The following is a 13,269-nucleotide window of genomic DNA, read 5'->3' as shown; positions in this document are numbered from 1 at the left end:
GTTTAAAAGAGAAAATAATTACCTTTATGTTTCGCAGATTTAGACATTAAAAAATGCCCTTTGTCTACAGAGGACAAAAGGGCATAGTTATATAACTATGTACATTTCCGACCCTTTTTAGTCTCTCTGGACTACTTTAAAGGTATTTTTCTTTATTCAGCTTACCATGCTAAAAAAAATTATTCAAGAAGAATTTTGTCGTTATAGGTCGAATTCTTTGGCCAGTAACTTATAAGACCTTCTTCTTGCTTCATAATTATGTGTAATTGTAAGAATCATAAATTCATCCACTTCGTAAACTCTTTGTAACTCTTCCAGTTGCTTTCTTACTTGTTTAGGGTCACCGATAATCAATTTGCTGTCCGAAGAAGCAAGTTGTCGTTTTTCTTCAGTTGTTAAATGTCCTGTTTTCCTACCGTCAGGCACACCATTCCCTTCACCTTTTGCCTGTTCTATTTTCCATCGTTTACTATCCATTGCCAATATGCTGGCTTCTTCATTCGTTTCAGCGCAAATAACCGACACAGCGATAAGTGCCTCTTTACTTGTCTTCCCTTGTTTGTACTTCTTTATAATGGAAGTGCCATCTCCATCTGCCATAAAATGTCCAAAAGCATATGGAAGACCTTTTTCAGCTGCTTGAATGGCACTTTTCTCACTTGTTCCCAGCAACCATGGAACTGGTGAGACTGGTGGCAAGGGTGTTGGATTAACCTTTGAAAACATGTGGTCCTTAGGAAAACTATGATTCAAAAAGTGTAACAAATCATTAATTGAATCTGGCATCTTGCGTACATTTTCCAAAAAATTAGCAGACAATGCCATTGTTACTTCTGCAGATCCGCCTGGTGCACGACCAATTCCTAGATCAACACGATTCGGATACAAAGTGGCTAGCAGATTATACTTTTCTACAACGTGGAAAGGCATATAATGTGGTAGCAATACTGCTCCAGCACCAATTCTGATATTATTTGTCTGACTCCCAATTAAGCTTAGTACTATGTCGGGGGCAGGACATCCAAGACCTTTCATGTCATGGTGCTCAGCAATCCAGTACCGCTTATACCCAAGTTCATCCCCAAGTTTTGCAAGTTTTACGGTTTCCTTCAAAGCTTCCTGAGAAGAACTTCCTTCTGATATGGGTACCTGATCAAGAATACTTAACTTCAATTTACGTCTCTCCTTCTTTATTCTGTTTCTTTTCTTCCAATTTCATCGACAATTCTTTCCGCCGCTCGCCGATAAAAATTACTCATATTTGTAAATACAGCAACTAATAGAAGTTGCTTCAAATAATCTTCGTGCCCATCCTGCAACTTGGATACCAACTGATTAACCTCTTCTTCATGGTTAACTACATCCTTTTTAAAAGTTTCTGTATTTGCCTCCGTTAACTTTAAATAAGATGAATATAGCTGTTGGAGGTCAAAATCTTCCTCAGTTATTTTAGAATTCAACAAATGTAATGTTTGCTTAACATCATTAATGGTTAAAGTACCTTTCATCTGATAGATCAAACTAATTAACAACAAATTGGTTTTTAGAATATTTTTTGTTATTAATTGGATAAAATAACTGCCCTTTTGCATAATTATTAATCATCGTTTTCGTTAAAATCTTATCTTCCGCATACCTTTTGGAAGATGCATATTTATTCTCAAATAACTGTATAACCTGGTCCATATATAAATCCAAATCAGGGATTTCTTCAATCTTCATATTCGTATTTAGATGCATATCATTAAGTAGTTCTTGTAAATTTTTCATTATAACTAACTCCAATTATTTTTAGTTCTATTATAGAAGAAGGTTGGTAACGTGTAAACCCTTGACTACTTGATAATATATGTATAGTATTGTAATATAGTTTTTAAAACTACATGATGAATTGAAGGTGTTAATAACATGAACAATATTATCCGGGAACCAATTAATTCACTAACACATTTGTTTGGAGCAATTCTCTCCATTATTGGCTTGGTCGCAATGATATGGAAAGCTTCAACAGAGACAGGTACGATTATTTCTATTGTTGCTGTTACTATTTTTGGTATAAGTATGACACTGTTATACGCAGCTTCAGCAACCTACCATATGGTTATTGCCAAAGATCATGTAATTGCTTTCTTAAGACGAGTAGATCATTCCATGATTTTTGTACTGATTGCCGGAACATACACTCCATTATGTTTAATCAGTCTAAATGGGATTACTGGTTGGGTACTATTTTCAATAATAAGTGCCATTGCACTCTTGGGTGTAACTTTTAAATTAATCTGGTTTCATGCTCCTAGATGGTTATCCACAGCACTTTATATTGCTATGGGGTGGATTGTCGTCTTCTTTAGTTCTTCGCTTGCGCCAATTATTGGTACAAATGGAATGATGTTATTAATAATTGGAGGAATAATTTATACTGTCGGTGGCTTAATTTATTGGTTAAAACCAGAGTTTCTATCATTTAAGCATTTTGGTTTTCATGAAATTTTCCACTTATTTATCTTGGCAGGCAGTCTGTTTCATTTCCTCTGCGTCTATTTGTATGTACTATAAAAAAACCGGGCTCCCATTGAGGAGTCCGGTTTTATATTGCTTCTTTCTAACTAATTATATTGTACCATTGGTGACTTGACATAGTGATACAGTAATTCTTCCGTATTTTTTAACGAATCCTCATGTGTTCTTTCATACGCATGGGAGGAATCAATTCCAGGTCCAATCAGACCATGCACAATGTCATGTCCTGCACGGATTGCAGCTGAAGCATCTGACCCATAATACGGATAAATATCCAATTTATAACCAATATTGTTTTGCTTAGCAAGTTCCGTTAAGTTGCGGCGTAAGCCTAGATGATATGGTCCGCTGGAATCCTTTACACAGATCGATACTGTATATTCATCAGTTGTCTGACCATCTCCCATTGCTCCCATATCTACTGCGAGATACTCTACTGTTTCTGGTGGAATATTGGAATTCCCACCATATCCAATCTCTTCATTATTTGATATCAGAAAATGAGTAGTATAAGGTAGAGTGAGTTTTTCTTCTTTAATTCTCTTTATGAGTTGAAGCAAAATCCCAACACTTGCTTTATCATCTAAATGACGTGATTTAATGAATCCATTGTCTGTTAACTCAACACGAGGGTCGAATGATACAAAATCTCCAACTTCGATTCCAAGCTTTCTGACATCTATCTCATTCTCCACTTTTGCATCAATACGCACTTCCATGTTTTCCTGATTACGCTTAGCTTCACCAGCATTTTTATAAACATGTACAGAGGTTTGATGCATTAAAATAGTGCCGGTAAATGTATTACCTTCCGGCGTATGTATTTCGCAATATTCACCTTCGATAGCATTAAACTTAAACCCACCAATCAAATCAAGACGCAGGCGGCCATTTGACTTAATTTCTTTTACCATTGCTCCTAGTGTATCTACATGTGCAGTAAGCATACGATGTTCCTGCTTATTTTCACCTGGAATTGTAGCGATAAGTCCACCTTTACGATTTTGTTTTGTCTCCACATCTAATTCTTTTAAGTAATCTTCCACAAAATGAATGACATGTGTGGTATAACCTGCTGGGCTCGGAATAGATACTAACTGTTTTATTAAATTTTTTGTTTCTGTAATATTTGGATATGTAGTCAAAAAAATTCCCCTTTCTTATTATAGCTTCATTTATACTATAACATGGTTGATCGTTTACAAGACAAATAACTAAGGAATCTATTGTATATATGAAGAATAAGGTATACAATAATAAGAACTTATGTTCTAAAGGAGAGGAGGATTTTCTTTGGAAAATTGGGAAGCAGCCTACTTAGCTGGTATAATTGATGGAGAGGGAACTATTACGCTTACTAGACATCATTCAAAAGAACATCGAAGGCCCTGCATATCTATATCATCAAACGATCTTGAATTACTTATTTATATTCAGTCAATAGCGGGAGGGCGCATTAATAGCAAGAAAAATTATCATCCTACAAAACATAAAAACTCTTATACTCTTTATATTTTAAAAAAATATGAAGTATTTTCACTGTTAAAAAGAATTAGTCCATATTTAAGGATTGAAAAGAAAAGAAAGAGAGCACAATGGATAATGAAATATTATGACAAAGTAACTGTTCGAAATGGAAAGTATACAAAAGTTATGTTAGAAAAAAAGAAAAAATTTGAGGAAGAATTCTTTTTGCAATAATGGAGACTTATTGACGTGCTTTAGTATATTATAAAAACATATAGCTTTCTATACTAAACTACCTTAACCCTCTTAAACATAAAAGAAGTATGTGTATAAGGGGTTGTTTGAATTTTTTACATTATCATTTATTAGGATTGTGGACAGATTTCATGTTAGCACTTATAAAGTTATGGAACGGTAACTTTACTGGTACGACACAACATTTAACACTGTGACGTAAAGCATATAATTTCCTAGAAATAAAGCATATAACTTCCAACCCTAGAGCCACAAGGTATCTCAGCTCTTTTTAAAAGACTTATTAACCCAAAAGACTACTACCATTCAAATACAATCGAGTAATAACCTCTTTTTTCTACTTTTAGGAAGCTTTATGCTTTACAATTTTATTTTAGGAAATTATATGCTTTACATTTCTATTTTAGGAAACTATATGGTTTACTTAATTTCAGTACCCTTTTACACTCAATTTTAGATTAACAATTGTAGAATTAAATATTCAATTATATCCTAAACTTTCCAAAGCCTCCTTCCAAGCCTGTTTTACCCATTCTTTTCTAAATAAATGCTTATTTTCGAGATTTTCTAGTACCTTATTTGAACTAGGATAAATTCCTTTTTGATGTAAAATATTTACAATTTCTTTAATATCTCTTTTTATAATTTGAACCCTCTTCCTTTTTAATTCACTAATATACTCTTCATATCGTTTAACGACCTTTTTGCATAAATTTGGGGCAACTCTTTTTGCAGTTATTAAAGTTATACCATAATCTCTTGAAAACTGATTTAAACTTATGGGGGTATCCAGACTTAAACAATCTGTTAACATTTTTTCAATTTCGATTCTTCTTTTTCTTACCTGTTGTTCTCTATAATAATTATAGCTTTCTGTTATCTCTTCACATAATTTAGGAAAATTCCCTTTTGCGGTGGGTACATAAAAACCATACTCTTTGGATATTTTATTTAGACTTTTTGGCTCATTTGAATTGACCTCTTTCCTTAGACAATTTTCAATCTCACTTATTGGGATAGGTTTCTGTGGTGTAAAGCTATCTTTTTTTATTTCAAGCACTACCTTTTTATTATTGTCATAAAGCATCTCATAAATAGTTAAACCTATTTTTCGACCAATTTTTAAAAGACTTTCACTTGAAGGATGTCTTCTTCCTTTTACCCATGAATTGACCGTTGCTGAATTTAACTCTAAAATATTTGCCAACTTTGCTACACTTTTAATATCTAATTTCTTCATTAATCTATTTAAAAAGTTTGAAATAAAAACTCTTGTTGGGTAAATTGATTGCTTTGATGAATTTGCAAGCAATTCCTTATAATTTTGGAAAATAAATATATCTTCCTCGGTTAAAATTTCTTTATTAAATACCAATTCACCTCCCAACCACGATCCACAATATTGACAATATCCAACCATTAGTTCCTTATGCAAATACGGTAAATTTCTTTTACAATTTGGACACTGGTCGTGTAGTACTACTTCATGTACTTCGCATTTTTTTATATCAGAAATATACCAAATTAGCGGTTCATATATAATCTTTGAATCGGATTTCATTTTATTTAAGCATATTGGACACCACTTTCTATATCTACAAAAGAGTTTTGTTGAAAAAATCCCTTGCCAATTTAACATTGTCAGATTACGTAGATCATCTCTACTTGTTAATAATTCCAATGCATTACAATATTCCAAAGTAACGGGACTATTCTCATTAATAAAATGTGAGGTATCCTTAATTATTCCTTGTCTAAGTTGATCTTTTAAATAATCTATATTTAGCATAGGTGCAATTACTTTACTCAGCAATGGTGATACAGCTAAATTATGATTTTCCGCGATTCTAGAAATATAACTTGATAGACTTTCTACATAAGGTGTGCCAATTCCAATCGGTTCAATATTATATAACTCTGTTCTGGTGGATAAAAAATAATCTACTATTCTTTGTTCATCTGTTAAACTGCTTAAATATAAATTCATTACTGATTCCTCCTGATGTATGATAATGCGTTAACAAGTAAATCTAAGAAATAAAAAATTGAGCAGGAAATACCTACTCAATTTTTCTTTAATATTTTATATCCCCTAAGCTTAGGCCAATCCTACAGTATCCCTTTCTGGTTTTCTAATTCCCGGCTTAGGATTATTTTTTCTTTTTGGTTTTTCATTATCTTTCTCATTTTTAATTCCCAGCAAGGTTTGAAGCTCATTTTTGTCTTTTTTATTATCACTGAAATAGTACTCTCCAGTAATTGCCTCTTTTGCTAGTGTTAAAAGCTTTTTTGTTTGTAAAGCATTTCTTTTCAAATTTTGATAGGTAATAGTTTTCTCTTCTTTTTCTATAGCATCTGAAAGGCATCTTTGTAACCAATTCTTCAGAATACCAGCACACCCAATGGAATTCTCATATATATATTCCGAGTACTTCTTTAAATCGGGTTCCTTCTCCACAGGTAGCAATTTCTGAAAGGTCAATAATAAAGCTTGGAAGTACCTTCTATCTTCCGCATTGGTATAATCATACCTCGGAAAGTGAATTTCCTTAACCCTTCTAGATAACTGACCATCTAAATTGAAAACAGCATTTAAATCATAAGTTCCAAATAAAACAATTTTTGTGGTACTCATGTTTGCTAATGATTTAATAGAATTAAATTGCCTTTGGTTCTGTTCACTGTTACCCCTTTTTTCTGAATTAATTTTAAAAAAGTGCTGAGCTTCATCAATTAGAAGTGCTTTTGTTTTCCTGTTAAAAAATGCACTCTCTATTGATCTACGTAGCTCTGGCGCAGTATTTGCATTAAGGGGGTTGTTACTGTTACTTTTCTTATTTTTCCTATTTTTCTTTTCAATATCAGTAACATCAATCTTATAATCAATTAATGGATCCCTTAATGATGAAAGTACTCTATAATAGAAATCTTTCCAATTGAACTTCCCTAAATCTGGATTTGGAAGCTCTATACCAGAGATAGGGATAATGCTTCTATCTTTCTCAGTTTCTTCTTCCATATCTTTAAGAACAGATAACATTGTTGCAGAAAAGAGTCTGGATTTCCCAACTCCTGATGGGCCAACGACCATAATGATGTTTTGAGAGCCTTTATAAATTTCATTTTTTAATTCATCTGAAACTTGTTTCATTTTTGTATGGCTAACAGTAAAATCATTAAAAAATTTTTCGCGCTCTTTCTTAGATTTTGTTAAAAGCTCTTCTTCAAATAATCTTTGTTTTTTTGTCACCTAAACCAACTCCTCGCAACCCCACAATCATCATATACGCTCTCTGAACAATTGAATCGCCCATAGTTTCACTTTATTTAATCAGGTTTCTTCATTATTAATTATCTTTAAGTCAGGCCTTACAGCTTATAATTTTATCCATTCTCTGTCTTACCATTTAAATACTTATAACACTAAGTTGGCATCGAATCCATTGATTATTAACATACGCATATAATATTCCAGTATTTAATGGATCAAATTTAACCTCAACCTTAGTATACTCAATCATTGGATCGTTAAATTGTTCGCACCAATAATATAAATAGTTTAATTTAATTCCCCGTCTTGGTTGAACTTTTCTGGTTTTACCTTTTGGGGAAGGTAGTGTCATCAAAATAAAATTTTCGTCATAAGGAATATAGATATTCGGACGTCCGGATACTTCAAAAGAATTAAGGAATATTTCTTTGGGACTTTGTTGAAGTGATAGGTTTATATAATTGTCATATACATTATAAATCCAGTTTTCAAGTCGTTTATTTAAGGTCTCAAGTGTCCATACAACGTAGTTTTTGGAGTCCACAGAATTATTAACCTGCTGTACATTTCTCGTGTTTCCCATAAGGATTTGGATAAATAATTTATTTGTTAAACCAAATAATCTTTCTACCACATTATTAAATCCTGCTTTTAGAAGTGGTCTTTGTTTCGTATGGATTCCATAAGTTGCAAGCAAAGTTTCAAAATCAACACTATTAAATTCCATTCCACTATCTACTACCAAATTTTTTGGAAGCCGGTTATATTTTTTTACGCACTTCCTTATAACCATCATACAACTATTGTAAGAGGGTTCTTCAAAGGTTAGATAAAAGGCAAGAACCCTTCTTGAATAATCATCAATCATTAGTGTTAACCAAAGTCGCTTAGAATGCTTACCATCAATTTCTACTTCTATATCTAATTTGGCATGGTCAATATATACTGTTTCGAAAATACCTTCAGCATATTTCGAAGTAGTAAATTCTAGTTCTTTATAAAATCCCTCATATTTATATAAGGTTCTTCTTCCTTCCTTTCCAAGTCCATACTTTTGCTCATTTGTAATTTCATTTAAAATATCTTCTCGTTCATTCTTAGATTCTGATGAAGGGTATTTTTCAAATAATCTTTTTTCCTTTGTCACCTATATCAACTCCCCAAATATCTCAAGATCGTCGTCATCATAAATATCATCTGTTTCATTAGAATTACTATCTTCCACATTTTCATCATTTGATCTATCGTTGCTTTCAAAGACCTTTAATTCAGGTTTAGTTGAAGCTAAATTTTCATTTATTAATTCTTCTTCTTTTAATTCAGAGTCTATAATATATTGTGCAATCATTTTTGCTGTCACTGTATTGTTTTGTGAATATAATTTATTCTTTTGCCTGATTTCTTCTGTAATAATTTTCATTTGTTTTTCACTTTTACCATATAAATATTTGTAACCTTCAGATTGGCATTCTACCCATTGATCTCCTACATATGCATATGCAATTCCAATATTGAAAGGATCATATTTTACTTCAACTTGGGAATTTTCAATTTTTGGATTTCTGAATTGGTCACACCAATAATATGAATATGATAATTTAATACCTTTACCCGGATGTACTTTTCTAGTTTTTCCTTTTGGAGATGGTAATGTCATTAAAATAAAAGTATCATCATAAGAAATATAGGTATTCGGACGACTTCCAGAAACATTAATTGATTCTTCATATGATTCTTTTGGACTTTGATGAAGCGATGGATTTATTTTATTGTCATAAACTATATTAAACCAGTTCTCAAGGGCTTCATTTAAAGTTTCTAGTGTCCAAATTGCATGGTTTTTCGGATTTACTGATTTAGTAACTTGTCTTACATTTTTTGTTAATTGTGTGTTTCCAGCAAGGTTATGAATAAACAATTTATTAGCTATGCCGAATAATCTTTCCACATCATTTCCATATCTTGATTTTGCAGCAGGTCTCTGTTTCTTGTGAACACCGTAAAAGGCCAGTAAAGACTCAAAATATACACTATGAAATTCTTTTCCCCCATCCAGAACAAGGAAGTTAGGTAGTCGGTTATAATTCTTTACACATTCTCTAATAATCATCATGCAACTCCGGTATGAAGGTGGTTCAAATGTTAGATAAAAGGCAAGGACCCTTCTAGAAAAGGCATCAATCATCACGGTAAGCCACGGTCTCATGGTCTTATGACTAGTAAGTTTTAGTTCAATATCTAGCTCAGTATGATCAATATGCGCCAGTTCGAAAATACGCTCCCCATGCTTCGGAGTAGTAAATTCTAATTCAGTATAAAATTCCTCAAACTTATATGCTGCTCTTCTTCCCTTTCTAGATTCTGCTACTTCATATTTAGAAAGATTATTAATCGCAGTACACAATGTTTGGTATGATGGTGGATCAATATTAAGTTCTTCACATTTAACTAACAATTCACGATAAACTTGTTTCGCTGTTTTAGACTTAATGTTTTTATAACTTTGATCAATTACACCACTCATTATTTTTTCTGTTTCCGGTGGCAATTTCGAATTTTTATTTCCTTTTTTTTTTGTTCTGGGAAGAAGTCCGACAAAACCATTTCCATATAATTCTTCTGCATCATTGTATTTTTTTACCCAATTTCTGAGACTTCTTCTAGTAACATTTAAATGAACATTTTCTCCGTTTAGATACTTTGTAACAATTTCATATTTCTTATTTGCCTCTTCTAAGTCCTTTTCACTAGCTTCGGCAATCATCTTGTTTAATTTAATACTTTCTTTATTGTTATTACTTTCCACAGCCTTTATATAACCTTCTGATATATATGATTCAAACAAGTGGATTGGTAATTCAGCATGTTCATTTGTACTTTTTGAATATAGAAACACTTTTTTATTGCCACTGTCGTAATTTAAGATAGTCCAAGCACTATCTCCCCATAAAATACTATTCCCGTTTTTTATTTCAATCATCTTAGGTGAAATTCTTTTTCTACTTGATTTTTCAATTATCGAAAAACCCTTATGCTGTTGTTTATTTAGATATACCTTTACACTCTCTGGTTCGGTTATTAAATCGTTGTACAAATCAATATAGATGATGTTATTTGCTATTAAGTCATATATATCATCAGAGGTAAACCGTTCCTCTGCATTTTGAATAAGCTCTAGTATGGTTATACCGGGCGCAGATATTATTGCCTCCTTAATCTTTGCAATAATTTGATCTTCGGGTTTATGCCCATTGGTAATATAATCTTCCAGAAATTCAAGGTTACGTTGAAGTATCCAATTAATCTCAGATGACGAACGTACAAGAAAATCCAAACCAAACTGTATTGCATAATTTTTTCCGAGTGCGAATTCCCATCTTCCATTATTTCTAAAATATCTATCTGGTTTTTCCTGAGACTTTTTAATAAGATGTTCTTCTGTCTTGCACTCTACCCAATAGGCTCTTTCCTTTTCGATTACAAAAAAATCTGCTGTATACCAATAAGCCATTTTTCTATTTTTATCTTTCTTACTTTGAAAATAATTCAATTTTATTTTGGGTGGTTGATCATAATACTCCAAAACATCATCATTAAATTCCATCATATAGATAGTTGGTAATTCAACCTTATGGCTCTCAAATTGAATGGTAACCCCCATCTTTTTACTACTATACCTTCCACTAACGTTATTTCTACCTCCCCCAACCCGTCTTGCTGGAGGGGACTGTCTTATCCGTTGAATTTCCTTCTTTGCCTCTTCCGTTAAGTCCATTCTTGCTGCCCATTCATCAAACTCACTTGAACTCATCATTTAAATATGTCCTCCTATTCTTATACTCATAACCACTTTGTACTAATAAAAATTTCCAATAATCTTGTAAAACCTTTTTCTTTTAAAACCCCATTTTTATTAATCTTGTCTTCAATTTTTCTACGACTAGGATATAATCCTTCATTTTCCAACTCATTAAAGGCTAGATTAATTTGTTCTTTTAACCTTTTAATTCTTAGCTCTGACTTTTCTTTTATATAGTCGTAATATCTCCTCGATATTTGTTTACAAAGATCCGGAAAATTTCTGTACAATACCCTCTTATCCCGACCAATTACTTTTGCAACTGAATTCATCGATATTGGAGTATCTGTACTTAAATGTTCAATCAGTTTTTTCTCAATTACATCATAATTAAGTGGTTTTCGAGTTTGTTTTGTTTTATTATTAATGACCCGCTTGTCATTAATTTGAAATATATTAACATCTAGTTTTTGAGATTCTAAGAGGAAATCTAAAATTTCTTTATTTAATTTAAAACATATTTTTAGTATGTTATCTAAAGAAGGAAAGTTTTGACCATATAGCCAATATCGGAGAGTGCTTTTTGGGATACTTAGGTGACTTGAAAAACCCGCAACATTATTTGAAAAACGTTCTTCATTTATTACTTTCAATTTGTTTATAAATGTATGCTTAAAACTTTGAACATCTATCTTGTTATGATTTATTGATAAAATATCCTTCACATTTTCATAAACATAAAGTTCCCACCTGAATTTTTCTAGATTGATCCTTTTGCTTTCACTTTCTTGGGCTAATATAGAGGAACAATTTGGACAATAGCCGGGAACCATTTGCCTGCGTATGATATCAACTTTCTTTTTACATATAGGACATCTATCAACTAAAAAACGACTATGTTTTTTGCAAATCTCTACAGGTTTTAAATGCCATATCAGCGGATAATATATAACCTCTCCATCCTTCTCCCAAGTTCTAATACAGTCAGGACACCAAGTGAGTGTATCCTTCAGTAAATTTCTCAATGGAATGAATTCTTTTAGGTTGTACAAGGTTAAATTAATTAGGTCATCTCTGGATGTTAACTTCTCAACTGTCCATGCAAGTTCAACAGCAATTTCCATGTATCCATTTACAGTTTTTGCCTTTTCATAAAAGCGGTTCCCTCCATAAGCTGAAGCCCGTTCTAAATAACTCTTATTCATTTCAGGAAAAATCATCTTATTGAATAAATGACCAACAGAGAGGTTGTGTTCATATGCTACCCTAATTAAATAACTGCTCAGGCTTTCAACTAACTCAGTTTGCAAACCAATTGGTTCAATACTGTATAAATCACTTCTAGAATCTAAATTTATTTCTATCATTCTATTACACCCCATAAATTTAATAGATTAATAGTTATTATTGCCATATAGAACATTTAACTATTCACCTTTTCCATATCAGGTCGTTTTACGGGCATAAACGGTCTGTTTTGGGCCTTATTTGGATTAAAGTAAGGTATTTTTGTATTTATTCACACATGAAAATAAGGTTTAAATATACGATTTAGAGTACATTTAGACCTTATTTTTAAATTAAAATAAAAAAATTATAGTTAGCTATTCGAATAGCTTTTTTAATAGAGTATAATACTTAAAATTATCTTAGGAGGTTTAATAAATGCTATCATTTAGAGCTGTTTTTACTATGGAAGAGGAAAAAAATAATTTTAATTGTGTAGATGTAACTTGGTACGATTGTCCAATTGACGAACCGTTTAACTACGAATACTTCGAAAATGAATCAAATAGTTATATTGCATGGACAGAGGACCTTATTAATTTTCACCGATGGATTTTCAAATATTTTTATCAAGGTTATGTACTCCAACAATTTGAGTTGATAATATACCAAGACCATAATCAGACTGAAGATGAAGTCCTATTCTCGATTCCACATTTTAATATTAAAT

The 13,269-nt window shown here is 32.0% G+C and carries 10 protein-coding genes and 1 pseudogene; 3 read left to right on the top strand and 8 right to left on the bottom strand.

The window, feature by feature from the left end; genetic code table 11:
• Positions 1 to 201: 201 nt before the first annotated feature.
• Both JCM12304_RS08600 and JCM12304_RS08595 read right to left on the bottom strand, forming a co-directional pair.
• A complete protein-coding gene (locus tag JCM12304_RS08600; protein ID WP_060679787.1) occupies positions 202 to 1,173 on the bottom strand; it encodes an LLM class flavin-dependent oxidoreductase in 972 nt (323 codons plus the stop codon).
• A gap of 17 nt (positions 1,174 to 1,190) precedes the next feature.
• A pseudogene (locus tag JCM12304_RS08595) lies at positions 1,191 to 1,770 on the bottom strand (DUF1836 domain-containing protein).
• 138 nt (positions 1,771 to 1,908) lie between these two features.
• On the opposite strand from JCM12304_RS08595, the gene trhA reads away from it, so the two are divergent.
• The gene (gene trhA / locus JCM12304_RS08590) at positions 1,909 to 2,556 is read left to right on the top strand and encodes a PAQR family membrane homeostasis protein TrhA (protein ID WP_019377615.1); all 648 of its coding nucleotides are present in this window, start codon (positions 1,909 to 1,911) and stop codon (positions 2,554 to 2,556) included.
• 50 nt (positions 2,557 to 2,606) lie between these two features.
• Here trhA and JCM12304_RS08585 read toward each other — a convergent pair whose 3' ends face one another.
• Positions 2,607 to 3,665 (bottom strand): M42 family metallopeptidase, encoded by a 1,059-nt coding sequence (locus JCM12304_RS08585; protein WP_172675273.1) that lies wholly within the window; start codon positions 3,663 to 3,665, stop codon positions 2,607 to 2,609.
• Positions 3,666 to 3,813: 148 nt separating this feature from the next.
• On the opposite strand from JCM12304_RS08585, the gene JCM12304_RS08580 reads away from it, so the two are divergent.
• Entirely contained in the window at positions 3,814 to 4,221 is a 408-nt protein-coding gene (locus tag JCM12304_RS08580) for an LAGLIDADG family homing endonuclease (RefSeq protein ID WP_060679785.1), read from the top strand.
• A 502-nt stretch (positions 4,222 to 4,723) separates the two neighbouring features.
• Here JCM12304_RS08580 and JCM12304_RS08575 read toward each other — a convergent pair.
• From JCM12304_RS08575 to JCM12304_RS08555, 5 genes are all read right to left on the bottom strand, one after another.
• Positions 4,724 to 6,229 (bottom strand): helix-turn-helix domain-containing protein, encoded by a 1,506-nt coding sequence (locus tag JCM12304_RS08575; RefSeq protein WP_060679783.1) that lies wholly within the window; start codon positions 6,227 to 6,229, stop codon positions 4,724 to 4,726.
• A 111-nt stretch (positions 6,230 to 6,340) separates the two neighbouring features.
• Positions 6,341 to 7,492 (bottom strand): TniB family NTP-binding protein, encoded by a 1,152-nt coding sequence (locus JCM12304_RS08570; protein ID WP_060679781.1) that lies wholly within the window; start codon positions 7,490 to 7,492, stop codon positions 6,341 to 6,343.
• Between the two features lie 157 nt (positions 7,493 to 7,649).
• A complete protein-coding gene (locus tag JCM12304_RS08565; protein ID WP_060679780.1) occupies positions 7,650 to 8,660 on the bottom strand; it encodes a TnsB C-terminal domain-containing protein in 1,011 nt (336 codons plus the stop codon).
• A complete protein-coding gene (locus tag JCM12304_RS08560) occupies positions 8,661 to 11,327 on the bottom strand; it encodes a TnsB C-terminal domain-containing protein (RefSeq protein WP_060679778.1) in 2,667 nt (888 codons plus the stop codon). It abuts the gene before it with no gap.
• 26 nt (positions 11,328 to 11,353) lie between these two features.
• Positions 11,354 to 12,679, bottom strand: coding sequence for a TniQ family protein (locus JCM12304_RS08555; RefSeq protein ID WP_060679775.1), 1,326 nt, complete (start codon positions 12,677 to 12,679; stop codon positions 11,354 to 11,356).
• Positions 12,680 to 12,977: 298 nt separating this feature from the next.
• Here JCM12304_RS08555 and JCM12304_RS08550 point away from each other — a divergent pair.
• The coding region (locus tag JCM12304_RS08550) for a hypothetical protein (protein WP_157360450.1) at positions 12,978 to 13,269 on the top strand (292 nt) is incomplete at its 3' end.

The organism is Virgibacillus halodenitrificans JCM 12304, from assembly GCF_001310895.1.
GTDB lineage: Bacteria > Bacillota > Bacilli > Bacillales > Amphibacillaceae > Virgibacillus_Q > Virgibacillus_Q halodenitrificans.
This window is presented reverse-complemented; position numbering and strand designations above follow the sequence as displayed.